At 41.9% G+C, this 24,172-nt stretch carries 21 protein-coding genes and 1 tRNA gene; 10 read left to right on the top strand and 12 right to left on the bottom strand.

Annotated elements, in window-relative coordinates; translation table 11 throughout:
* Positions 1-23: 23 nt before the first annotated feature.
* Positions 24-725, bottom strand: a complete 702-nt coding sequence (locus tag HY064_13770; protein ID MBI3511723.1) for a chromosome partition protein MukE — start codon at positions 723-725, stop codon at positions 24-26.
* Positions 692-2,089: a hypothetical protein gene (locus HY064_13765; GenBank protein ID MBI3511722.1), complete on the bottom strand. Its 1,398-nt coding sequence runs from the start codon at positions 2,087-2,089 to the stop codon at positions 692-694. Before HY064_13765 ends, HY064_13770 begins: the two co-directional genes overlap by 34 nt.
* Positions 2,090-2,273: 184 nt before the next feature.
* On the opposite strand from HY064_13765, the gene HY064_13760 reads away from it, so the two are divergent.
* From HY064_13760 to HY064_13720, 9 genes are all read left to right on the top strand, one after another.
* Complete coding sequence (locus HY064_13760) at positions 2,274-3,125, top strand: leucine-rich repeat domain-containing protein (protein MBI3511721.1); 852 nt, start codon at positions 2,274-2,276, stop codon at positions 3,123-3,125.
* 111 nt (positions 3,126-3,236) lie between these two features.
* Complete coding sequence (locus tag HY064_13755) at positions 3,237-4,238, top strand: DUF3137 domain-containing protein (protein MBI3511720.1); 1,002 nt, start codon at positions 3,237-3,239, stop codon at positions 4,236-4,238.
* Between the two features lie 109 nt (positions 4,239-4,347).
* The gene (locus HY064_13750) at positions 4,348-5,589 is read left to right on the top strand and encodes a hypothetical protein (GenBank protein MBI3511719.1); all 1,242 of its coding nucleotides are present in this window, start codon (positions 4,348-4,350) and stop codon (positions 5,587-5,589) included.
* 212 nt (positions 5,590-5,801) lie between these two features.
* Entirely contained in the window at positions 5,802-6,806 is a 1,005-nt protein-coding gene (locus tag HY064_13745; GenBank protein ID MBI3511718.1) for a CBS domain-containing protein, read from the top strand.
* 84 nt (positions 6,807-6,890) lie between these two features.
* Entirely contained in the window at positions 6,891-7,778 is an 888-nt protein-coding gene (locus HY064_13740; GenBank protein MBI3511717.1) for a site-specific DNA-methyltransferase, read from the top strand.
* A complete protein-coding gene (locus HY064_13735; GenBank protein MBI3511716.1) occupies positions 7,771-8,523 on the top strand; it encodes a cytosolic protein in 753 nt (250 codons plus the stop codon). The genes HY064_13740 and HY064_13735 overlap by 8 nt, the downstream gene beginning before the upstream one ends.
* Before the next feature lie 27 nt (positions 8,524-8,550).
* Positions 8,551-9,549: a 3-deoxy-7-phosphoheptulonate synthase gene (gene aroF / locus HY064_13730; protein MBI3511715.1), complete on the top strand. Its 999-nt coding sequence runs from the start codon at positions 8,551-8,553 to the stop codon at positions 9,547-9,549.
* A gap of 78 nt (positions 9,550-9,627) precedes the next feature.
* Entirely contained in the window at positions 9,628-10,284 is a 657-nt protein-coding gene (locus tag HY064_13725) for an HAD-IIIA family hydrolase (GenBank protein MBI3511714.1), read from the top strand.
* Positions 10,285-10,529: 245 nt separating this feature from the next.
* Positions 10,530-13,694, top strand: coding sequence for a glycosyl hydrolase (locus HY064_13720; protein ID MBI3511713.1), 3,165 nt, complete (start codon positions 10,530-10,532; stop codon positions 13,692-13,694).
* Between the two features lie 117 nt (positions 13,695-13,811).
* Here HY064_13720 and recO read toward each other — a convergent pair whose 3' ends face one another.
* The 3 genes from recO to HY064_13705 form a co-directional block, all read right to left on the bottom strand.
* Entirely contained in the window at positions 13,812-14,537 is a 726-nt protein-coding gene (gene recO, locus HY064_13715) for a DNA repair protein RecO (protein ID MBI3511712.1), read from the bottom strand.
* 66 nt (positions 14,538-14,603) lie between these two features.
* Positions 14,604-15,050 (bottom strand): GxxExxY protein, encoded by a 447-nt coding sequence (locus tag HY064_13710; GenBank protein MBI3511711.1) that lies wholly within the window; start codon positions 15,048-15,050, stop codon positions 14,604-14,606.
* 117 nt (positions 15,051-15,167) lie between these two features.
* Positions 15,168-17,534 carry a T9SS type A sorting domain-containing protein gene (locus HY064_13705; protein ID MBI3511710.1) on the bottom strand — a complete coding sequence of 789 codons (2,367 nt, stop codon included), beginning with the start codon at positions 17,532-17,534 and terminating at the stop codon, positions 15,168-15,170.
* A 281-nt stretch (positions 17,535-17,815) separates the two neighbouring features.
* On the opposite strand from HY064_13705, the gene HY064_13700 reads away from it, so the two are divergent.
* Positions 17,816-17,892: transfer RNA gene (locus tag HY064_13700), tRNA-Arg, on the top strand.
* A gap of 87 nt (positions 17,893-17,979) precedes the next feature.
* On the opposite strand, the gene HY064_13695 is transcribed toward HY064_13700, so the two are convergent.
* From HY064_13695 to HY064_13665, 7 genes are all read right to left on the bottom strand, one after another.
* Positions 17,980-19,143: an aminotransferase class I/II-fold pyridoxal phosphate-dependent enzyme gene (locus HY064_13695; protein MBI3511709.1), complete on the bottom strand. Its 1,164-nt coding sequence runs from the start codon at positions 19,141-19,143 to the stop codon at positions 17,980-17,982.
* 72 nt (positions 19,144-19,215) lie between these two features.
* On the bottom strand, positions 19,216-19,587 hold the full coding sequence (locus HY064_13690) for a DMT family protein (GenBank protein ID MBI3511708.1): 372 nt from the start codon (positions 19,585-19,587) through the stop codon (positions 19,216-19,218).
* A gap of 2 nt (positions 19,588-19,589) precedes the next feature.
* Positions 19,590-20,468 (bottom strand): class I SAM-dependent methyltransferase, encoded by an 879-nt coding sequence (locus HY064_13685; GenBank protein MBI3511707.1) that lies wholly within the window; start codon positions 20,466-20,468, stop codon positions 19,590-19,592.
* A 371-nt stretch (positions 20,469-20,839) separates the two neighbouring features.
* Positions 20,840-22,705: a tRNA uridine-5-carboxymethylaminomethyl(34) synthesis enzyme MnmG gene (gene mnmG, locus HY064_13680; GenBank protein MBI3511706.1), complete on the bottom strand. Its 1,866-nt coding sequence runs from the start codon at positions 22,703-22,705 to the stop codon at positions 20,840-20,842.
* Between the two features lie 71 nt (positions 22,706-22,776).
* Entirely contained in the window at positions 22,777-23,226 is a 450-nt protein-coding gene (locus tag HY064_13675; protein ID MBI3511705.1) for a hypothetical protein, read from the bottom strand.
* Positions 23,227-23,237: 11 nt separating this feature from the next.
* Positions 23,238-23,630 (bottom strand): rRNA maturation RNase YbeY, encoded by a 393-nt coding sequence (ybeY, locus tag HY064_13670; protein MBI3511704.1) that lies wholly within the window; start codon positions 23,628-23,630, stop codon positions 23,238-23,240.
* A 123-nt stretch (positions 23,631-23,753) separates the two neighbouring features.
* On the bottom strand, positions 23,754-24,161 hold the full coding sequence (locus HY064_13665) for an ATP-binding protein (protein MBI3511703.1): 408 nt from the start codon (positions 24,159-24,161) through the stop codon (positions 23,754-23,756).
* Positions 24,162-24,172: the final 11 nt, after the last annotated feature.

Below are 24,172 nucleotides of genomic sequence, written 5' to 3'. Positions count from 1 at the left end.
GCCTGTCGAAGGCAGACAAAAATTTATTCGTTGTCCTCACCTTCTTCCACAGGATACAATCCTCCTGTTTTTTCGGTGATGGTGTTTGTTTCGTCAATGAGGCGATCGATGTTGTGGATCTCGTAAGAATACATGGTGAAGAGCCGATCGATCGAAGGCATGATCTCGAAAATATCTTTATTGCGCGGATCGAAATGGATCCATCCCATTCGTTCAAAATTCTGCAGCGCATTGCGCACCCATTCGTCAATGGTGTTTTCATCAATGTCAGTCGCTTCTTTTTCCCGGCGTTTTGCAAAAAGATTGTAGATGAAATTCTTGTACTCTTCGTTGCTCTTGATGAGTTGGATGAGATCGGGAATGTAAATGTCGTTGATGAAATATTTGTCGATGCGATGGATCTTCAGCAACAGAATTCCGAGCAAAGTATATTCCGGCGAAAGTTTTTTCGAACGCGATTTCACAATGCCACGGCTTTCATCATCGATCTCGAGATAAAAATATCTTGTGTAATCCGATCCTTTCGCAGCGAGATTCACCTTGAAAAGATTCCGGTAATAGAGGCGGATGTCTTCTTCGAATTTCTCGAGAAAATTATAAAGCTCCACCTGGTGCGGATAATTCTGCACGTGTTGCCCGCTCTTGAGAGCGAAATCAAGTTCAGCGAAAAGATTATCCGCTTCTTCCGTTTCTAGGAAACTGTATTTTTTAGCTGCATCTTCCATAGCGCGATGTTGGGTTGTTTTGAGTCGAATTGAAATTCTTCATTCACGGTCACTTCCACATTTTCCATTTTAGAAAATTCTTTGAGTACAAGATTCGCTTCCTTGACGGCTGCCTCAAAATCATTTTCCTTCTGCAGAATGCGGTAATAGTAATCTCCGAAATTCACTTTTTTATTTTTTGCCAGGTCTTCAGAAATAATGTTGAACCATTCTTCGATCTTCTTGTCGCGCTCTATCTGTCGGCGGCGATCCTCTGCCTGGCGGTGAAGATCATCCACATCGAATTCGTGATTCAGCAATTGAATGGCCGGTGGCTCGAGCAGTTGCATGTATTCTACATCCATCAGCCGCGAACGATCCATGTACATTTCTTTTTCCGCAATATTCTTCGGAAGAAAAATATCCACCTCGTGTACTTTGCGGTCTTTTAATTTTTTGGTGCGATAAAATTTGCTTGTCGAATTTTTGAAAAGATAAACCAGGAACGTTTCAATCTTCCGGTCGAATTCGCGTTTCTCAAAATCATTATAAAGTTTATTGATCTTCGGCTTGATGCGGTCGATGGTGTGACTCACATTGATGAGCCGGTATTCAATGTCCTTGAAATAATTTCTCACCTCGCGTTTCATCGTGCGGAATTCAAATTCATCGCTCAGCCCCGAATCATCGAGCATCTGCTTGATGTCGTCCTTCGAGGAGAATGCGCTTGAAAGTTTATCCGCCTGTTCTTTGATTCGATCGAGCAAAGCTTCACATGCAATAAGCATATCGCGGAAATTCTCCACTTCATTTTTCACGAGATCATTCAGCTGCTCAACGGTGTCTTCGATCTGGGCCTGCAACGCGCGCAATTGTGCGCTGATGTCGTTCTTGTGCTTGAAAAATTGGGTGTGATACCAATGGCGAAAATCCTCGATGTTCTCGAGTTTCATTCCCAGCAGCATCACCAGGTCGTTGAAAGTTTTCTGGATCTGCGAAGGATTGATCGCAGTGTGCACTTCGCGCTCGAGCAGATCGCAGAAATTTTCTGCGTACGAACTCAATTGGTAATTTTTTTCTTCAATGTTTTTGTCGAGAAAGTGGCGGAGCAAACGGTGCAGCGTCTCATCATACTTCTGTGTTTCTTCTCCGCGTGCCGATCCTTGTCCGAGTTCATCGAGCACCTGCTTGATCGTTTCGGTGATGATGCGTTCGGGAAAAGTGCGCTCGATAGTACCCGCGCGGACTTTCTGGTAAAGTGCGAGAACGATGAGTCCGTCTTCCTGTCGCGGGACGAGAAGATTGTAACGATCGCGGAGAATTTTCGGGAAGTGCAGCGCGCGTGAGGTGCGCAGCGCAGGTGGAAGAAGAGAGAGTTGTTCCATAAGCACACAAATTTATTCTTCTTGCAGAGAGAAAAACGCCGTGTTGATAGAATGTGGATAGATTGGTTTCATTGGAGAAATTTCTATTTTTCATTCTGAAAACTTGTTTGATTTGTTGATAAGATTTATGAATTCCTGGTTGTAAAAATGGACAGTTTTGTTAGCTAAATGATAAATTTCCACCATGAACAGAATTTTTTCTCTTTCACTTTTTTTACTCTTCCCTCTTGCCATTCACGCAGAAAAAACTCCGGCGGAAAAAGCGATGTACAGTGAAAAGCGCGGCAAACCCATCGAAACCGCATTGAAAAATCCGCTCCGCGCAACATTTGTTGAGTATGAAAATTACAGCGACTCTGTTTTTCCCGATGATAAAATTATGTTGCTGAGAAATGTAGAGCATCTTTCGGTACAGGGAAGATTTTGCCGGGAAAAGAAAACCGATTCGCTCCAGGCGCCACTGAAGATTCGCATTGACACTTTACGCCTGAAAGAATTGAAAAATTTAAAATACCTCGAGCTCTCTTATTTCAATTTCGATGATTTTCCAATGGGAATATGTTGCCTCGACAAACTGAAAGGCCTCGCCATCGGCGTTTCATTTGCAGATACAATTCCGGAAGAAATTTCAAGAATGAAAAGTCTTGAAGTGCTGATGGTTCGCGTAAATAATTTGAAAACATTGCCGGCATCCATTGCAGAAATGGATAGTCTCACCGTTCTCGATCTTGCCAATAATCTTTTCACGGATATTCCACCGCAAATTCTGAAAATGAAAAACATTCATTCCGTGATTTTTTCTAATAATGAAGCTCCAGTGCCTGTTCTTATTTCCAGTTCGTGGCCTTACGAATGCCCGGTGAATCATCTGCATTTTGATCTTTGTACACCAACCGTCACCGCACTTCTCAATAAAGAAAATATTAAAGAGCTCTCGCTTTCCGCCCCGGGAAGTGATATGGAATCGAGAATGAATTTTGAAAAATCATTTAACGTGAGTCCGGCACAATTGAAAAAACTGCAGTGGACATCTTGACTTGATTTTGTCGTTCATCCTTGAATCTGTCATTTGTAATCAGTAATTCATTGGCAAATTCCCCCATTAGCACATGGGCAAATTACCTACCTTTCGCTGCTCAACAAATCCATGTCTTCACAACGCACATACTTTTCACTCTTCACGCAGGAGGAACAGGAACGTTTGCAGAAACTCGAAAGGCAACGCGTTGTTCTCCGGCGTAAACCCGCGCTGTGGATTTCCGCTTCATTGCTTTACGTGGGTGTTATGACGTGGATGGCTTTCATGATTGAACTTGAAAATTACAATGATCGTGCATGGCCCTACATTGTGATGCTCGTTTCCACGCTCGGTTTTTTTGGTTTCGTTGCGTGGATCACATTTAAATTTCCTGATCGCGAAACGATCTCAAGAAAATACAAGCGGCTTATGTTGCGGAGAATTGTTCCGCACGTTTTGCCGGGATGGGTGAATGCTTCGTCGCACCGGTTGATGAATGAAGATATACGCAAGAGCGGATTATTCCGTGATAAAGCAAACCGCATTGAGCGGGAAGATTATCTCTTCGGCCCTTCGGGAAAAGTGGTTTCGGAAGTTTACCAGATCGCATTGCAAACCGAGTCGCAGGACAATCGCGATGCGCGCTCGGGCGTAGTACTGCAGCGTGAATCGCCAACGAATCATTTCTACGGATATTTTTTCCGCATTCACTGTCCTGTAATTTTTCCCTGTGATGTATGGGTTTTTCCGAAGAAGAAAAAAGTTTCAGGCGAAGTGGATGAATGGGCTGAACTCACCGAGAAAAAATATTCCCGCAATTCCACCCTGAAAAAAGTAATAGCCGGGAATGATTCTTTCGATGAAAATTTTTCGGTTTACACCACCGACACCAAAGGTGCGGCGCTCATCGTCACGCACGCACGCATGGTGAACCTGCTGGAATTGAATAAACTTTTTGCTACAGCAGTTGCGGTTTCTTACACAGAGAATAAAGTGTACGTGATGATCGGTTACAAGAATGATCCGCTCGACGTGGTGGTGAAAGAAGAGATCGCGGAAAAATTATTGCAGCGGCATGCCGATGAACTTGCGCGGTTGAAAGATGTGGCTTCGCTCGCCTATTCACTCTGAGATTTTTTCATGGAATCTGCAATCGGAAAATCAGATATTCACAATTAGCTTGTTGTAAAGTTTGCCCTGGGCTCCGCCCTCCGCTCTCCTATCTTATTATTTTTACTTCATGGCATTGAATTACGTCTGGGTTGGATTTTTTCTTGTTGCATTCATCGTCGCGCTTTGTAAACTGATCTTCCTCGGCGACACGGTTGTTTTTTCCAGCATGATGTCGGGCACATTCGATTCTGCAAAAACAGGATTCGAAGTCGCACTCGGCCTCACAGGCGCGCTCACTATGTGGATGGGCCTGCTGCGCGTGGGTGAGAAAGCGGGGGCAATACGTTTTCTTGCCAAACTCATCGGGCCGTTTTTCTGCAGATTATTTCCTGAAATTCCCGAAGGACATCCTGCGCATGGACACATCATTCTGAATTTTTCTGCGAATATGCTCGGCATCGGAAATGCAGCAACGCCACTCGGATTACAAGCGATGCAATCGATGCAGGAAATAAATCCCGAAAAAGAAACAGCGAGTAATTCCATGATCATGTTTCTTGCGCTGAACACGGCCGGATTCTGTTTGATCCCTGTGAGCATTCTCGCGCTGAGAGCCTCTTTTCAATCGGCCGATACCACTTGCGTTTTTGTTCCCATCATGATCGCTTCTTATTGTGCATCACTCTGCGGACTCATTTTTGTTGCGATCCGGCAGAAAATAAAATTGTTCGATAAAGTTTTACTCTCGTGGCTGCTCGGGATAACCGCATTTGTTTTTTTTATGATCTGGGCCTTCTCGCACATGACGCCGGAGCGAAGAACAACCATCTCGAATGTAGAAAGCAGTTTCATTCTTTTTTCGGTGATCATACTTTTTATTTTCGGTGGCGTAATAAAAAAACTGAACGTGTTCTCCGTTTTCATTGACGGTGCGAAAGAAGGATTCAACACGTCGATAAAAATTATTCCTTATCTGGTTGCAATGCTCATCGCCATTGGTGTTTTCCGTGCAAGTGGTGCGATGGATTATCTCGTTGCAGGATTCGATTGGTTCTTTCACAAACTCGGGGTGAATACAGATTTCACTCCCACCATTCCGGTTGCTATAATGAAACCATTGAGCGGTGGCGGAACACAGGGGCTGGTAGCTGAACTGCTCAAGAATAAAACGACGTACGGTCCCGATTCTTTTGTGGGAAAACTTTCTTCGGTGATGTACGCTTCGGGCGACACCACATTTTATATTGTTGCATTGTATTTCGGTTCTGTTGGAATAAAGAAAACACGTTACGCTGTGGGAGCAGGATTGATAGCAGACCTCGCAGGGATCATTGCAGCGATACTCATCAGTTATGCCTTCTGGCATTGAGTACGAAATACGAAAATCCTACTAAAAGTTACGTAATACGAATGCGTACTAAAACTGTGGTGATCATTGCAGCTTGTTCACTTTCGTAGCCATTAGCATTGGTTTGGTCAGGCAAAAAGAACAAGAGAAAAGCCCATTGAAAAACAGATCCGATATTCCATCCATCGCATAGCTTACCAGCCAAATACATACCTTTGGGCAGAATTTCTCCAATGAAAATCTCCGCTTCCATTTATTCTACATCACGCGACCTGAAAGAAGTTGTAGAAGATCTCGACGCACACCGCATCGATCTTTTTCATGTGGATTGTAACGATGAGCCGAAAGTTTTCGAAGATATTTCGAAGATCCGTCAATGGAGCAAAACGCCCGTTGATCTTCATATCATTTCAAAAACTCCGGAAAAATATTTTCCGTTGCTGGAAAAAACTCCCTGTGATTTTGTCACCTTCCAATATGAAGATCTTCCCGGCAAATTGGTTGTTCCATCCGGAATTAAAGGGAAATTGGGCCTCGCCATCACTTCTGTTTCTGAAATTGATGTCTTCACCGAATATGCCGATCGCTTTGACTTCATTCTCATGATGGCAACCATTCCCGGAAAAAGCGGCGGAGAATTCAACAAAGAAATTTTCAGGAAAATCCGGATGTTCAGAAAAAAATTCCCGGAAAAAAGAATTCATGTTGACGGCGGAGTGAACGGGGAAGTTTCTTTCATCCTGCGCAACATGGGCGTGTACGCGAGCGTGAGCGGCTCTTATCTTTTCAAAGCGGAAACTGTGGGAAGCGCATTGCTGAATTTAAAAGCACATGAGAACGAATCGCATTTCATGGTGAAAGATTTCATGATGACCCGTGGAGAAATTCCGGTGCTGAAACCGAATGAACGTTCCCTTGAAAATATTCTCCGCAGTATAGAAGATTTCGCTCTTGGTTTCACGATCCTCGCCGACGAAAAAAATAAGTTCGAAGGAATAATCAGCAACGCCGACATGAGAAAAGGAATGCTGAAAAAAATAAACGCGCTTAATTCCATTACGGAAAATGATGTGGTCAATCGTACTCCTGTTACCGTGAATGAAAATGCTACGGTGAAAGAATTGTTGCGACTCATCAAATCAAAAAATTTCGCCATCACCTATTTGCCTGTTGTTGACCATGAAAATAAAGTGACCGGCGCACTCACCTTCTTCAACCTTGTGAAGGGAGAAGCTTGAATAATTCTTATCCGCTATTTTAATTGTTGGAAAGATTTTTCAAAACTTGAATGAGTAATCTTTTCTCATTGTAATTTAGCCCTTATGGAAGTTAAAGCTAATTTGATCTTAGGGGATTGTGCAAAAGAATTGAAAAAACTACGGACTAATTCTGTTAATCTCATTTTTACCTCGCCGCCGTACGCTGACAGCAGAAAAAACACTTATGGCGGAATCAGTCCGGATGAATATGTTGACTGGTTTCTTCCAATTTCGCATGAACTATTGCGTGTGTTAAAGCCCGATGGAACTTTTGTTTTAAACATTAAAGAAAAAGTATCTAACGGTGAAAGGCACACTTATGTAATGGAGTTGATTCTTCAAATGCGGAAACAGGGCTGGTTTTGGACCGAAGAATTTATTTGGCACAAAAAAAATTCTTACCCGGGAAAATGGCCTAATCGTTTTAGAGACTCTTGGGAAAGGCTGATCCAGTTTAATAAGACCAAGAAGTTTAATATGTACCAAGAAGAAGTCATGGTGCCAATGGGAGATTGGGCAAAAACTCGATTAAAAAACTTAAGTCAGACAGACAAAACAAGAGACAATTCGAAAGTTGGAAGCGGTTTCGGAAAAAATATTTCTAATTGGGTTAATCGAGACAAAGCGTATCCATCCAACGTTTTGCATTTGGCAACTGAATGCAATAACAAAAATCATAGTGCAGCATTTCCGGAGGAGCTTCCTGCCTGGTTTATAAAACTTTTTACAAAAGAATATGATCTGGTTTTAGATCCATTCATGGGTTCAGGAACCACAATTGAAATTGCTCAGCGATTGAAAAGAAATTCCATTGGAATTGAAATTTTGTCTGATTACTTTGAAATTGTGAAAAGATCAATTAGCCCGACCGAATTATATTTGATGGAACCGAAAGCAAAATACAAGACGAAAATTAAGTCCAAAAAAGCAAAAAAACTCACAAATGCCTAATCGAAAGAAATTAGAAAAATTTAATCTTTCAGATGTTGTTAAATATGTTGAAGACAATATTGGTGATTTTCATAAAATAAGAATTGACAGTTTGGACAAACTGAAACTCAAAACGGTTCTTAAAAAGAAAAATCCATATTTATTTAAAGCAAAATATATTCTTACTTCGGAGGCGATTGTAAAGAATTTAACTGACGCGCATATTTCATCACACGAGGAAACTATATTTGGGGCATGGCTTGAGGGTCTCGCTATTTATATTAATGAAAAAGTATATGGTGGGAAAAAATCGGGAATTGCGGGAATTGATCTTGAGTTTGATTTAGATGGAATAAGGTATATTGTTAATATTAAATCTGGTCCAAGTTGGGGAAACGGAAGTCAGATAAACAAAATGATTTCTGAATTTAATGCCGCGAGAAAAACGTTACGGACAAGTAATTCCAAATTAAATGTTATAGCAATAAATGGCTGTTGCTACGGCAAAGAAAAAAATTCGGATAGAAAAGGAATTTATTTCAAATATTGTGGACAAAAGTTTTGGGAATTCATTTCTGGCGACAGTAAACTTTACCTGGACATTATCGAACCTCTCGGGCATAAGGCAAAAGAGAAAAACGATGAATACCAAAAATCATATTCTAAAATGATAAACAAATTTACGTTAGAGTTTTCGAAAGAATTCTGTAAGGCAGATGGAAGCATTGATTGGGAAAAGATCGTAATCTTAAATTCGGCTATTTGACCCGAACTCAAAATTTTTACGGAAAAAATGATCATAGAACTCAAACATAACATAACCGAATCCCGCGCCAATGAGATCGCGAAAGAACTCAAAGCGTTCTGTATTCACTGCGAAGAGAAATTCACGCTCATCACTCCATCGGCAACAAAAGAACTTGATGCAAAATTCCAAAGTGAAACTGATCGCGTTACCGTTCTCAACGACGATATGCAATTGTCATCGCGCGCGTGGAAAAAAGAAACACGTACAGTTAAATTCGGAAATACAACCATCGGTGGTCATACGAATCACACGGCGCTCATCGCAGGCCCCTGCTCGGTAGAATCGGAAGAACAGATCGAACAGAGCGCGCAACTTTTAAAAGAACTCGGCATTTCCACTCTGCGTGCCGGCGCATACAAACCGCGCACTTCGCCTTACACTTTCCAGGGAATGGGAATTGACGGATTGAAACTGCTTGCGAAAATGAGAGAGAAATATGGTTTCAATATTATCACCGAAGTGCGAGACGCGACACAAGTGGAAGACATCATCGCATACGCTGACATCATCCAGATCGGCGCGAAGTCGATGTACGATCACGGAATTCTGAAACGCTGCGGCAAAACACAGAAACCTGTTTTACTGAAACGCGGATTCGGAACAACGCTGCAGGAATTTTTACAATGCGCGGAATTTATTCTTGCCGGCGGAAATCCAAATGTGATCCTGTGTGAACGCGGAATAAGAACATTCGAAACAAAAACAAGATTCACACTCGATCTCTGTGGCGCCGCGTGGATGAAACAATATTCCAATCTCCCGATCATTCTCGATCCTTCGCACGCGATCGGTTATGCGTATGGTGTGCCCGATCTCGCGCGCGCGTGCTGCGCAATGGGCGTGGACGGATTGTTGATTGAAGTTCATCCTAATCCGAAAGTGGCGAAGAGTGATGCGAGTCAGCAATTGAATCACGATGAGTTCCGTGTGCTCGCCAATTCATTGAAAGCAGTTGCTAATTCAATCGGAAGAAAGATTATCTAAATTTACACTTGGCGTCTTCGCGCCTTAGCGGTGAACCTGAACCGCAAAGGCACAAGGGCGCAAAGCATATCTCAACAAATGTCTTTGTACGCCGCAAATATTTCTTTTCTTCTCCGGAAAAATAATCTCGAAGCAGGAAAAATTTCTTCCGAACTCGGAATGAAAGATCTCGCACGTCCGCTGCCGGATGACATTCCGCACATCGCCGAAAAATTTTCCATCACCACGGATCTCCTTCTGAAAACAGATCTTGAATTGCGCGAAGAGCAGCGCAGTAAGGAAATTAAACTCGTGATCATGGATGTGGATGGTGTGCTTACCGATTGCGGAATTTATTACACGGAGAATGGCGACGAGATAAAAAAATTCAATGCGAAGGATGGATTGATGATCCGCAGGTTGAAAAAACGCGGAATTGAAACAGGAATTATTTCACACGGATATACGAGTAAAATAATTGCCAAACGTGCAGAGATCCTGAATATTTCTCACGTTGAAGTTTCACAGGTTCCTAAAATGGAAACGCTGAATAAATGGTGCGCCGCGCTGAACATCAAACCGGAAAATATCTGTTTCATTGGCGATGACGTGAATGACGAAGAAGTGATGCGCACGGTAGGATTTTCTGCCTGCCCGGCGGATGCTGTTGACGCGATAAAAAATATCGTGAATGTCGTACTGACGAAGAATGGTGGCAATGGGGCTGTGAGGGAATTGATTGATCTTTATCTGTAGTACGAAATACGAAAAGGATACTAAAAGTTACGAAATACCAAAGGGCACGAAAGTTTTGAAGGAAACATTCACTTCATTGGCATTTCGCTCAGCGAGATAAATTTGATTATCCACTATTCTTATGAGTTAAGTGGCGGGGAAGACGAAACAGCGAGTGAAGATTTACCATTGACCGATTTCAAAAAACTCATTAGAAAAAAATACCTTTGGCTTATTCCACAAACACCAAAAAAATAAATTCTCCAATGAAAAATCTCCTCCTCTCCTCTTCCATTCTTTTCTCTTCTATTTTCTTCGCACAAACTTCAGATCCTCTTCTCACTAATTCCCCCAATGGAATGAAGTGGAGAAGCATCGGGCCTTTCCGCGCGGGGCGTACGCTCGCGGTAGCGGGCCTGCGCGGCGACCGCAACACGTATTACGCAGGCGCGGTAGGCGGTGGCGTGTGGAAAACAATTGACGGCGGACAAAGCTGGAATTGCATCAGCGATACAACATTTCATTCGTCGTCTGTCGGTGCAATTGCAGTTGCTCAGTCGAATCAGAATATTCTTTATGTGGGAATGGGCGAAGTGGAAATGCGCAGTAATATTTCTTTCGGCGATGGTGTTTACAAAAGTTCAGACGCGGGAAAATCGTGGAAACATACCGGCCTTGAAAAAAGTTATGCGATCGGGACCATCGTTGTTCATCCGCAGAATGAAAATTTGGTTTACGCGGCTTGCCAGGGAAAAATTTTCGGTGTGAATAAAGAACGCGGCGTTTACAGAAGTAAAGACGGCGGAAAAACGTGGGAGAATATTTTATTCGTGAATGATTCCACCGGTTGTGTAGATATTAAAATGGATCCTACGAATCCGCTGATCCTTTACGCAAGCATGTGGCAATCGAGAAGAACGCCTTATTCACTCGAGAGCGGTGGAAAAGGAGACGGACTTTACAAGAGCATGGATGGCGGCGATACCTGGAAAAAAATTTCTGAGAATGCGGGATTGCCAACCGGCCTCGACGGAAAAATCATTGTGAGCATTTCTCCCACGAATGGAAATTTACTTTTTGCATTGGTAGAAAATAAAACGAACGGCGGCGTTTACAAAAGTATGGATGGTGGAAATCACTGGATGCAGATGTCGACGGACAATAATCTCAAACAACGTCCCTGGTATTTTTCTCAGATCTTCTGCGATCCGAAAAATGCAAATGTGGTTTATGTACTCAATGTGCAATCGTGGAAATCCATTGACGGAGGAAAAACTTTTCCACAACTCATCAATAATCACCACGGCGATAATCACGATCTGTGGATTGATCCTGATGATGCGATGCGCATGATCATCGGCGACGATGGTGGCCCGGAAATTTCAATTGACGGGGCGCGCAACTGGACAGAAGCCGATCTTCCTACCGGGCAATTCTATCACGTGAATCTCGACAACGATTATCCTTATCACGTTTACGGCGATCAGCAGGATAATTCTTCCATTCGCATTGCTGCAAAAACAGATGGTTATTCCATTGGAAGAGAAGACTGGCACAATGTTGCAGGAGGAGAATCGGGATACATTGTTCCTGATCCTTCAGATTCGCACATCACTTACGGAGGAGAGTACGATGGAAACTTAAGTAGCTACAATGACGAAACACATCAGTACCGCGATATTTCTGTTTATCCTGTTGCTGCTATCGGAAGCGGATCGGCGCAAAAAAAATATCGTTTCCAGTGGACGTATCCCATTGCATTTTCTCCGCACGATCCGCACGAACTTTTTGTTTGCTCGCAATATGTTCACCGAAGTTTTGACGGAGGAAATTCCTGGGAAATTATTTCTCCCGATCTCACGCGTCACGATTCAACGACCATGAAACCCAGTGGCGGCCCGATCACGAAAGACAATACCGGTGCAGAAATTTATGCCGACATTTTTGCATTCGCAGAAAGTGACGCGCAGAAAGGTGTACTGTGGACGGGAAGTGACGATGGATATATTTATGTTTCGAAAGACGATGGAAAAAACTGGACGAACGTTACGCCGGCTTCTCTCCTTCCGAAATTTTCACTCATCACCATAATTGAACCTTCGCATTTTGATGCGGGAACTGTTTACGTATCGGCTACTGCTTACAAAAGTGATGACACAAAACCATACCTGCTGAAATCAACTGACTACGGAAAAACATGGAAGCTCATCACGAATGGAATCCGCGCGAATGATTACACACGAGTGGTGCGCGAAGATCCGATGCGCAAAGGATTGTTGTATGCCGGAACGGAAACCGGTGTTTATGTTTCATTCAACGATGGAGAAAAATGGGAATCGCTGCAATTGAATTTACCGAATACTCCTGTGCACGATATCCGGATCCAGTCGCGCGAACATGATCTTGTTATTGCCACACACGGAAGAGGGTTCTGGATCCTGGATGATCTCACTCCATTTTACGATGCACAATTTCTATTGACAAAAACAGCAGTTTATCTTTTCAAGCCCGATGATGCGATGCGTACCGAAGGCGGAAGTTATTATTATGATGGAATGCAGGAAGGACAAAATGCCCCTTCGGGAGTTTCGATAACTTATTTTCTGAAGAACAAACCGAAAAAAGAAATGAAAATGATCTTCTTCACTGCGAATGGCGATACAGTAAAATCTTTCAGCAATTTAAAAAACGAGGATGGTGAGCCGATAAAAATTTCAAAAGATTTTTATGAAGACAAAAAAATTCCGCGTCACCAGGGATTGCCTGCCGATTCGGGAATGAATCATTTCACCTGGGACATGCGTTATCCCGATGCTACAAAACTCGACAAGCCGGGCCCGATGTGGGCGGGATCAACGATCGGCCCTGTTGCTTCTCCGGGAAATTTTTCGGTGAAATTTTTCATTGGCGATTCACTCGTTGCGCAACAGAATTTCGTGATCAAAGAAGATCCGCGTTTCAAAGTGACACAAAAAGATCTCGATGAACAACTTGCTTTACTGTTGAAGATCAATAAAAAATTATCGGAAACACACCAGGCGATCAATGACCTGCGTTCCATTCGCGCGCAGATTAATTCTTACAGCGGAAGTATCGAAGACACGGCGTTCGCTTCGCAGATGAGAAAAATTTCAAAACCTATTCTTGATTCGCTGCAGAAAATTGAAGATGCGCTCGTGCAATCGAAAGCAGTGGCCGGACAGGATCTGCTGAATTACCCGATCCGCCTCAACGATCAATTGGCAGGGATAGGAAGTGCGGTTTCTTCCGTGGATGCGGCGCCAACGAAACAATCGTATGTTGCCTTTGATGATATCAGTGCGCTGATCGATGTTCAATTGAATGCGCTGAAGAAAATTGAGAAAGAAAAAATTCCGCAGTTCAATGAAATGGCGAAGAAGAAAACGGCTGATGCGGTGAAAGTAAAATAAGAACAGATAGGGGGATTACGAAAAAGCCCCGCGCAGGATCGCTTCTCCCGAATAAATTCGGGATCGCGATGACCGACACAGAATCTGTACTATCCGTAATCCTCCCGCCGGAATACTTCAGTTGAGAACCGTTTCCAAAATATGATGCGATTTTACTTCATTCATGGAATGTAAATGCAATTCATAATACCGCAGTAAATGTTTCACCATCATTCCGCGGATCTCGCCGCTCAGTAAAAGTGTTTGCATATTTTCGAATGAGAGCGACATAATATTTTCCAGCAAGCGCGATTCATTCACTTCGAGAAAAAGCGGATGCGGCGGAATATGCGGACGAAAAATCCCATCGCGCAGATCGAACACACTTTTTTCACCGGCAGAATTCGGTTGCGGATAAAATCCCAGGAATTTTGAAAGCTGGACGAGAAAACACAAATGAAAATTTGCAACGCCTTCGTGTTTCAGGTCGAGGATCTGCAGCGAGTGCACGAGAAAAGAAAATAATTGGGGATTTGCTTCTTCTTCTTTTACTGATTTGTAAAGCACTTCTGCAATGAAAAGAGCAATGCTGGTTTTTACAACATCGTCCTGCAGGTGCTGATAAGGAGAAAAGCAGGAAATCTCACGCGCGTGATGCAGTTCTTTTCTTTCGCGCTGATCGGAAACAACTTCAACGAGCGTGAGTGGTTGAAGAAAACTGTTTTTTATTTTGGCTTTTTTACTTCTCGAAACAGAAATGATGAACGACTGCACTCCGGAATTCTCCGTATAAATTTTTGCAATGACGCGGCTGTCGGAATAAGGGACGGTATGGAAAATAATTCCTTTGGTGGTCGTAAGCACAGCGGGAAGATTACGAATTTTTACGGAATACAGATTACAAATAAAACCAGATGCGCGATTTTATCGTCAAGCAGTGTTGCGCAATTGATAGTTTTTATTTGGTTCTTCAACTTTTGAATACCCGGAAAGATTAACAACTCGCTTATAGATTAATTGTTCGGGAGCGAATCTGAATAAAAGTCCGAGTTCAAGATTTTTTGCAGCCAGGTATTTCTTCAGTTGATTAAAATCTGCAGGAATCATGGAACTCCCTCTTTTTATCTCAATCAGAATTTTTTCCTCAACGAGAAAATCAGCGCGCGACTGTCCGACTTTTATTCCATCGTAATAGACATCACACATTACTTCTTCGTTTACATTCAATCCTGCTTTTCGTAGTTCAATTCCCAAAGCTTTCTGATAAACTTTTTCAAGATGCCCGGGCCCGAGAGAATTGTAAACCGACATTGCACATCCAATGATTTTGTAACTTAAATCTGCATGAATAAAATTACTTTTGTAAGTGGCTTTCATATAATATTATTTTGTGCAAATGTATATGAATTGTTTTCGCCTGAATAAATAATCTGAAAATATCTTAGATCCTTCCGATCTGTAATCTGTATTCCCGCAGATCTGTAATCTTCCCGCTTAGTTAATAAGCAGAATTTTAGTCACCGCTTTCTGTGATCCATCTGCATTCGAAATGTAAACGAGATAAACTCCGCTTGCAGCACGGTCTCCTTTAAAATTATTTCCATCCCAGATTGCCTGTCCGCCGAGCGCTGTTGTTTTATAAATAAGTTGTCCGCTTACATCGGTAATTTTTATATCAGCATTTTTCACGAGTCCTGTAATTGCAATTGTTCCGTGGTAATCCGGCGACACCGGGTTCGGGAATGCATACACATCGCTGTTTGTTTCTCCGCCTTCCGTTGCTTCGCCGCGATAAGAAACAATTCCTTTGGAAGTGCCAATGAAAAGTTCGCCGGTTTTTTTATCAATGGCCATCGAGGTGATGTCGTCGGAAAGAAGCGGGCTGTTGTCTGCTGTGAAATGTTCGAGTTCTTTTTGCCCGTCAGACGACATGAGAAAAACTCCGCCGCCTTCTGTGCCAATCCATTTTCTGTTTGCGCCATCAACCACGATGCTTGTCACCACTTGTGTTTCAAGCAAGATCTGCACATTTCCATCCTGTGTGATCAGGATCTGTTGTGCATCGCACGCGCCGGGAGTAAAAATATTTTCTGCGCAATAATAAACAGCAACACCCTGATCGGTTCCCACCCATATTTCACCATCATCATCTTCTGCCATTGAATAAAGTTCAGATCCGGGAAGTCCGCCTGATCCTGCAGTGAAACCCAATCTTATTTTTCTGTCGTCGCTGGTATTGGTGAGCGTTCCGTTATCATCAAAAACAAGCATGCCTTCGCCGCGCGGAAGAATGATCCATTTTTGTCCTTTTGAAGTGATCATCATCTGGCTTCCGGTTTCGCCGTCGGGAATGTAGCCGGAGAAATCAAATGCCTGCCAGGTTCCATCTGGTTTGTAAACGTTGAGCATGGTGAGTGCATACGAATTCACCACCCACAAATTATTATTGTCATCATATTGCAACCCTCCTATTCCCACCCACTGGTACTGCGATTTTGAACGAAGTGTAGAATTGGAATTATCCCACACATGCGCAACGGAGGATCCATTCATCTCCACCAATCCTCTTCCCCATGATCCGAGCCAGTAATGATTCGGATCGTTCGGATCAATTGCGCAAGCGAGCAGATCGGAAATTGTATCGAAAGCGGAAACCTGTTTTTTGGTGTAGTCTGTCCACAAACTATTATTGTAAAGAGAGACTCCTTCATTGTTGTAAACATTATTCCATGCATCATCGTGCCCGCCGGTCACGGTAAGTAATTCTCCATTTTCTTCTGTCATTGCATACGCGCTAATGCTTACCGGCCCATTCGGATAATATGATTGTCCGAGTGTGGGAGTGATCATTTTCACCAAACCATATTCTTCATCCGCTTCCCACGTATCGCCATTTTGCTCGACAAAAATATTTCTCGGGAACAGTGGCCCGAAATTATCAATGGAATAAAAAAGTTCGCTGAAGCTGGTGAGTGAGGCGTCAAAAGCAAACGTGAAATAATTCGAAGCCGCATAAACTTTATTATCAGCGCTCACATACAGATCGCGGACATTTATTGAATCGTAAAGAGTATCCCAATTGTTCGCAGCAATATCGTAAGTGAAAATTATTCCGCGGTCGAGTGTATAAACAGGATAAGTGGGTTCGTAATTTGCGATAAGATGATTATTAAAGAAAACCAGGTTAGGAAAATGTCCGGCTGAAGTTGCATTGGGAATATTGGTGAAAGTTTGCCAGGTTGCAAAATTGGAAAGGAAAGGAGAGTTGATGGGTGCATAATAAATTCCCTGTTCTGTTGCTGCATAAAGAGTAATGCCATCGGTGGTGATGTCATACACTTCCACGTAAGTTCCATTAGGGCCGATGTAGTATGTATCTTTTACTTCGTTGCGTTGTGTATCGATCACCACAATTCCGAAACCGGTGGAAAGATAGGCGAGCGTTCCCACGAAAAAAATATTGTGTATCGCTTTATCGCCGATGATCTGTGCACGTTTTATGTCGTTCAGATTCGTGATGGTTGTTCCGTGAACGAGATCAATGTTCCCATTCTTATATCCAACCACGAGAAGATCATTCGCAGCGTTATAATTTATGGCGCCGACATTCAGATCACTCAGTCCGTCAATTTTTGTAATGCGTTCTACCGAATAATCTGATTTGTTGAGTTTGAAAAGTCCATTGTCCGTAGCGGTCCAGATAGATGAAGAAGATCCCGTAACATACCTGCAGGAAATGTACGGCAAGTGCATTTTCCAGCCGCCGATGGGAACATCCTGCGAGTAAAGAATGCAACTGAAAAGAAGAAAAAAGAAACAGAGGTTTTTCTTCTGTAAGAAGAAACTGGTGATGATGTGCATCAGAACGAAATTAAGAATTTGCCGCGTGATAATAACTGCAAAAAGTGGCGTTTATTGTGTGGATGCAGAAATTCTTTCAGGGGTTGTATCTTTACTGCGGATTTTTCAGTTTTAAAAACCCGGCTCCGTAGTTCTCCCGATAGCTATCGGGATGGATAGAATGATAAAAACTTTAGATTGACAAGCAAGTAAAAAAAATTTGGCTCCGTAGTTCTCCCGATGGCTATCGGGATGGATAGAATGATAAAAACTTTAGATTGACAAGCAAGTAAAAAAAATTTGGCTCCGTAGTTCAACTGGATAGAATGACAGGTTCCGGTCCTGTTGGTTGGGGGTTCGAATCCCTCCGGAGTCACCAGAAAAAATGCCCTTCATTGGTAAAATGAGGGGCATTTTTTATTCACGAATTCAACATGGTAATTAAGAAATTATTTTTTCAGTTTGTTCAGACTTTGCCGAGGGCCGACTCAAGATCTTTTCTGAGTACTTCCGGATCTTCCAGGCCGATGTAAAGTCGGACAAGATTCCATGGCAATGAAGATTTATTTTTAAAACTTTCAGCATTTCCAAGTGCGCACATCGGGAAGCAAAGTGATTCGTGTCCGCCCCAGGAAGTAGCGAGCAGAAAATATTTCAATTCATCGCAGAATCTTTCTACGCCGGCAACTTCCTTTGTTTTTAAAAGAACAGACATTAATCCTCCGCCCTGCTTCATTTGTTTTTTTGCCAATGAAAAATCAGGATTGCTTTTGAGAAAAGGATAATATATTTTTTCAATTTTCGGGTGTTTCTCCATCCATTCCGCGATCAATTGTGCCGACGATGACGAGCGATTCACGCGGAGCTCGAGCGTGCGTAATCCGCGGATCATCATCCACGCATCGTGTGCGCTTATTATTCCGCCGAGCGTCATATATTCTTCCGCCATCATTTTCGCAATGCGTTTTTTATCAGACACAACAACGCCGGCAACAACATCACTATGGCCGTTGAGATATTTTGTGGCTGAATGAACTACAATATCAATTCCCATTTTCATTGGTTGCTGATTGAGCGGGGAATTGTAAGTGTTGTCGAGAATGGTGGTAATATTTTTTTCTTTTGCAATGTTGCTTACTGCTTCAATATCCTGCAACTGAAAGGTCAGTGAATTCGGACTTTCGAGATAAATAAGTTTTGTAGCCGGAATAATTTCTTTACGGAAATTTCCGGGATCATGTCCTTCCACGAAGGAAACAGTGATCCCGAAGTTGTTTAAATATTTTGATAATAGATTTCCGGTCCACGAATAGGGTTTTGCTACGCACACTACATGATCGCCTGATTTTACGACCGACATTACAGCGGCAGCTATTGCAGCACTTCCGCTTGCAAAAACAAGGGCATCTTCGGCGCCTTCCAATGCGGATAGTTTTTTTCTCAGGATGCCGACAGTAGGATTGTATCCTCGTGTGTAAAATGGAGTAGAAAGTTCTGTTTTCAGTTTTTCTCTCATCTCCGAAGTATTCCGAAATGAAAAATTAGAGCTCAGCATCAATGGAGGAGTTACCGCGTTGTAATAATTTTCGCGGTCTTCGCCCAAATGATTCAGAATATAGGATAGCTCCATTTAAGATCGGGGAAAGATTAGAACAAAAATCATCGATTATTATTGCCGAAAAAAAATAGCGGTGAAAATTTATTACGTCTTTATAAACACAAAAAATACAGCCAGTACCAGGAAAAAAAATCCGAGGAGGTGATTCCATTGAAGTCCTCCTTGCTTAAGCACAACCACGGCAAAGAATGAGAAAACCAAAAGAGAAACCACCTCCTGGATCACTTTTAACTGCAGCATCGAAAAAGGTCCACCAAAATCTTTAAAACCTATACGATTCGCCGGAACCTGAAAACAATATTCAAAAAACGCAATTCCCCAACTGATCAGAATAAATCCGATTAATCCCGATTTCATAAACCAATTCCAATCTTTGAATTTCAAATGGCCGTACCAGGCCAAAGTCATAAATGAATTTGAAATAACAAGGAGAATAATGGAATAGAATCCTTTCATAATTATTGATTGCGGATGATATAAATTAAACTTGAATAGCGTTCCTTGCCGGCTTTTCGGTTTGATTTCCACCCGTTGATAAACGCCCTTAATAAATTCATCTTACCTGTTTTATTTTTTTCGCTAAGCAGTGAAACATAATAGCTGTCAAATTTCATAGGAAGAATCTGCTCTATTTTCATTTCATTCTTTTCCATTAATTTTCTCATATCATTCGCATTGAAATGCCAAAGGTGGCGGGGAACATCATAAGCCGCCCAGAATTCCTTGTAGTAATCGGCGTCAAACGAATTTCTGTTGGGAACCGCGATAATAAGCACACCATTATCTTTCAGGATTCCTTTTATTTCCTGAATTCTCTCGTTCAATCCCGGCACATGTTCAAGAACGTGCCACATTGTAACAACGTCGAAAGAGTTTTTTGGCAAGCTTTTTAATTCTTCTTCTTGTTTGACATCAAGATGAAAATTTTCTACGCATTGTTTCCTTGCGAGAGAACTTGGTTCAACACCCACAACATTCCATCCATCTACCTTGCATTTATTCAAAAATTCACCTGTCCCACAGCCGATGTCAAGAAGTTTACTTTTAGCTCGAATTTTATTTATCAAATCCAGCTTTCTGTTCAGAGTTATCCTCCTCACTCGCTGGTAGACTGCGCTAATAAATCCCTTCTTCTTATTGGAATGAGAAATGTATTCTTCGGATTCATAATATTTTCCAAGATCCTTATTGTCGGGCCTGGGATCAGTAAATGTGAATCCACATGACAAACATCTCCTGATATCGAATTCTTCTTTTGATACAGTGAAGTCCATACAGACAAATACTCTGTCGGACTTTTTTTCATGACAAATTGGACAGCTTGATATTTTATTCATAAAGATTTTTAAAAGTACATAAACATACTGTATAACAGTATATTTATGATAATTTATTTATTATTTTTATCCACAATTTATTATGGTAATAATTATTGTTCCACGTGGAACAATAATTATTAAGTTTTTAGTATATTATTAATTTTTAGAATATATATAACTAATTTTTAATCAATTATTTATAGAAATATTATGTAAATTATCAATGCCATTTATTCCGAAGCGGACATGGCTCTGTTTCACGTGAAACTCAAATAAACTTATCGGAATGGTATTTCGTTTTCGGCTAAATGCAAGAATAATCATTGAGGAATTAGCTCTTCAAAATTCACACATTGCATTGATAAGAAATCAATAGTTGCAAATGGTTCTCAACGGCCTAAGTAAACCAGAAGTATGGAAATGTCCGCAGGGCTAATTCCGCTGATTCTCGCGGCCTGTCCGATGGTAGTGGGTTTTAATTTTGATAATTTTTCTCTCGCTTCATATGATAGTGAGGTCATCGGTTCGTAATCGAACGAAGAATCAATTATCAGGCTGTCTAATCTCGATAATTTTAATGCAAGTTCATTTTCTCTCTTGATGTATCCTTCATATTTCATTAATATCTCAGCGTACGTAATATGTTCGGGTAAATACGTGGTAAATTTTTCCTTAAGATCAGGAATGCTCCCGATCATCGAATTGATATCGATTCCCGGCCTAGAAAGCACATTGAATAATTTCTGATTAGATTTAATTGGTACTGAGTTTTTTCCTTCCAGGAATGCGTTAATTTCATTGGGCAAAACGCTTTGGCTTTTAAAATGTTCGATAATACTATTGGCCTCAGAAATCTTCCCATTTAGTGCATTCATCCTTTTTCGAGAAACTAATCCTATATGATAACCCTTTGGTGTCAGCCTTACATCAGCATTATCTTGTCTAAGTAAAATTCTATACTCAGCTCTTGAAGTGAACATTCTGTACGGTTCGTCTGTACCTTTTGTAACAAGGTCATCAATCAAAACTCCGATATAAGCTTCAGATCTTTTGAGAATGAATTCTTCGGAGGTGTGAACCAACAGGTGGGCATTTATTCCGGCCATTAATCCCTGACATGCCGCCTCCTCATATCCAGTAGTTCCATTAATTTGCCCAGCGAAAAAGAGTCTTTTAACCAATTTAGTCTGCAAAGTTTGGTAGAGCTGAACAGGTGGAAAATAATCATACTCTATTGCATAACCAGGACGGAAGAGTTTAGCGTGTTGAAAGCCCTTTATTCTTTTTAAAGCTTTTATTTGTACTTCTTCTGGAAGCGAAGTGGAAAATCCATTCACATAAATTTCAATAGTCCTCCAGCCTTCTGGCTCCACGAAAATTTGATGTCTGTCCTTATCCGCAAATCTGGTAATCTTATCTTCAATGGATGGACAATAGCGAGGACCTATTCCTTGAATTCTCCCGGAATACATTGGCGACTTTTCAAAACCTGTTTGCAGGATATCGTGCACTTCTTGATTTGTATAAGTAATGTGACAAGACCGCTGCTCATCTAACGGTTTTGTTTCATCGGAGAAAGAAAACTTAGCCGGTGCCACATCGCCCTTTTGTTCCTCCATAACCGTATAATCGAGCGATCGTCCGTCTACCCTCGGTGGGGTTCCTGTTTTCATTCTCCCGCTTTTGAACCCTAATTGATTCATCTGCTCGGTTATTCCTAATGAAGATTTTTCTCCGCTACGGCCCCCGCCAAATTGTTTTTCTCCAATATGAATAATTCCATTTAAAAATGTTCCATTAGTAAGAATTACAGCCCTGGATTTTATTTCAATTCCCATTCCGGTAACAACGCCTTCCACTGCACCATTTTTTATTATAAGCGCAGAAACTATGTCCTGCCAGAAATCTAGATTGGGGGTGGCCTCCAGCATCAAACGCCATTCTTCCGCGAAACGCATTCTGTCGCTCTGAACGCGCGGACTCCACATGGCCGCGCCTTTCGATTTATTAAGCATTCTGAATTGAATGGCGGTCTTGTCGGAAACAATTCCGGAATATCCTCCTAATGCATCGATCTCCCGAATTATTTGTCCTTTCCCAATTCCTCCCATTGCAGGATTGCAGCTCATTTGTGCAATGGTCTGCATATTCATCGTTATCAGAAGAACGCTGGATCCAAGATTGGCAGCAGCAGCAGCAGCTTCACAGCCCGCATGGCCAGCGCCAACAACAATAACATCATATTCCTTAAGCATTGCGCACAAAGTTACGCTTAAGAAAAATACCAGTCTATTCTAAGAAATGTTTGTAGTGGAAAATTTCGGAATTACTGTTTTTTTGAGGAAGAACCTGCCGAATAATAAAGAAAATTGTGAATGTCGATCTCATCACGGTAATCCACTTTTAGAGATGTTTCCGTTTGCTCGAGGATCTTCAGTTTTTTTACGGTCCCGGTAGAAGAGGTGAGTGTAAGCCAAACATTAGATTTGTCCAGCGTCCACGTTCCGCTTTCTGAAGTTCCGTTATACACAAATTGATATTGCCCATTATCCATTATGCTGAGTTTATCTCCTTTTTGCTCTGCAGTTGGGTCGTGTTGATCGCCGAAATTCTCGGTCTTGGATAACGTCCATGTTTTACAAAGTTGTTTTGCCTTTTCAGAAAGAGCACCTGTGCTTGATGCGGTTGTGGTCGTTGTGGTAGTGCTAGTGGTCTTTGTTTGCGCAAATGCAAACGAAACAGCTAAGCAGGAAAATAGTGTAATTACTTTTTTCATGTTGAGACAATTTAGAACTTGCGTAAAACTAACGCTTTTTCTTCGGCGTTTCTCATTGACAAAACCTGGGTCAATGACTTGTCGCGAAGTCCGCACAAATGCAGCAATCCATGTGCCATAACGCGGTGAAGTTCCTCGTGGAATTCAATTTTATATTTCGAAGCATTTTCCTTCACACGATCAACGCTGATATATATTTCTCCGCTTACCAAATTTTTCATTCCAGATCCAGTGGAATAATCAAACGTGATCACGTCTGTAAAATAATTGTGCCCCAGAAAATTTTTATTCATCAGCAACAATTCTGAATCTGAAACAAAAATATAATCAAGCTGACTAATCTTCCTTTTGTGACATGCAGCAACCGTGATTAACCACGCGCCAATAAGATTCTTTTTTCGCAGTAAGAATTTCTGATGGCGGGAATAAAAATTAAACCGGGGGAAAACAATATTCTTTTTCGCCACATCATTTATTCGTTTTTTAGAAATGGAGGGTTTTGCGGTCAAAGTAAAAAGAAGCCGCTATTAGTTTCCGGAAATATTGAAATTCAACAGCACTGTTCTTCCTTCATTGGAGAATTCCACTTTATCGGCAAGATGTTTCATGAGGAACACGCCGCGGCCATTTGGTTTTTCAAGATTTTCCGGATTGGTAGGATCGGGCAGGCTCGTGAAATTAAATCCTTCTCCCTGGTCAGAAACCTGGAAAGAAAGACGCCGCTCATCGGCAGAAAAACTCAAGTCAACCTTTTTTCCGGGGTCGAGTTTATTTCCGTGTTGAATGGCATTGTTCACTGCTTCGGTAACTGCGACGAGAATATTTCCGTAGTGGTCTTCGGGCACATGGTGGGAAACACAAATCTCGTTTACGAGTTTCTCTACAAGTCCAATGTTGTCGGCAACAGACGGGAACGATATTTTTTGCTCCCTGATCATTTCTTCTG

The sequence above is a fragment of the Bacteroidota bacterium genome (genome assembly GCA_016194975.1).
In the GTDB taxonomy this organism is placed as follows: domain Bacteria; phylum Bacteroidota; class Bacteroidia; order Palsa-965; family Palsa-965.
Note: the sequence above shows the minus strand (reverse complement) of the source record. Positions and strands in the feature narration are given on the sequence as shown.

What these genes read in the sequence shown, in the direction of transcription:
- HY064_13705 (MBI3511710.1), bottom strand. Translation starts at nt 17,534, where the DNA reads ATGCACATCATCACCAGTTTCTTCTTACAGAAGAAAAACCTCTGTTTC.
- HY064_13710 (MBI3511711.1), bottom strand. Translation starts at nt 15,050, where the DNA reads ATGAAAGCCACTTACAAAAGTAATTTTATTCATGCAGATTTAAGTTAC.
- mnmG (MBI3511706.1), bottom strand. Translation starts at nt 22,705, where the DNA reads ATGCTTAAGGAATATGATGTTATTGTTGTTGGCGCTGGCCATGCGGGC.
- HY064_13675 (MBI3511705.1), bottom strand. Translation starts at nt 23,226, where the DNA reads ATGAAAAAAGTAATTACACTATTTTCCTGCTTAGCTGTTTCGTTTGCA.
- HY064_13735 (MBI3511716.1), top strand. Translation starts at nt 7,771, where the DNA reads ATGCCTAATCGAAAGAAATTAGAAAAATTTAATCTTTCAGATGTTGTT.
- HY064_13755 (MBI3511720.1), top strand. Translation starts at nt 3,237, where the DNA reads ATGTCTTCACAACGCACATACTTTTCACTCTTCACGCAGGAGGAACAG.
- HY064_13740 (MBI3511717.1), top strand. Translation starts at nt 6,891, where the DNA reads ATGGAAGTTAAAGCTAATTTGATCTTAGGGGATTGTGCAAAAGAATTG.
- HY064_13725 (MBI3511714.1), top strand. Translation starts at nt 9,628, where the DNA reads ATGTCTTTGTACGCCGCAAATATTTCTTTTCTTCTCCGGAAAAATAAT.
- HY064_13690 (MBI3511708.1), bottom strand. Translation starts at nt 19,587, where the DNA reads ATGAAAGGATTCTATTCCATTATTCTCCTTGTTATTTCAAATTCATTT.
- HY064_13770 (MBI3511723.1), bottom strand. Translation starts at nt 725, where the DNA reads ATGGAAGATGCAGCTAAAAAATACAGTTTCCTAGAAACGGAAGAAGCG.
- HY064_13765 (MBI3511722.1), bottom strand. Translation starts at nt 2,089, where the DNA reads ATGGAACAACTCTCTCTTCTTCCACCTGCGCTGCGCACCTCACGCGCG.
- aroF (MBI3511715.1), top strand. Translation starts at nt 8,551, where the DNA reads ATGATCATAGAACTCAAACATAACATAACCGAATCCCGCGCCAATGAG.
- HY064_13720 (MBI3511713.1), top strand. Translation starts at nt 10,530, where the DNA reads ATGAAAAATCTCCTCCTCTCCTCTTCCATTCTTTTCTCTTCTATTTTC.
- HY064_13760 (MBI3511721.1), top strand. Translation starts at nt 2,274, where the DNA reads ATGAACAGAATTTTTTCTCTTTCACTTTTTTTACTCTTCCCTCTTGCC.
- HY064_13695 (MBI3511709.1), bottom strand. Translation starts at nt 19,143, where the DNA reads ATGGAGCTATCCTATATTCTGAATCATTTGGGCGAAGACCGCGAAAAT.
- HY064_13685 (MBI3511707.1), bottom strand. Translation starts at nt 20,468, where the DNA reads ATGAATAAAATATCAAGCTGTCCAATTTGTCATGAAAAAAAGTCCGAC.
- HY064_13745 (MBI3511718.1), top strand. Translation starts at nt 5,802, where the DNA reads ATGAAAATCTCCGCTTCCATTTATTCTACATCACGCGACCTGAAAGAA.
- HY064_13750 (MBI3511719.1), top strand. Translation starts at nt 4,348, where the DNA reads ATGGCATTGAATTACGTCTGGGTTGGATTTTTTCTTGTTGCATTCATC.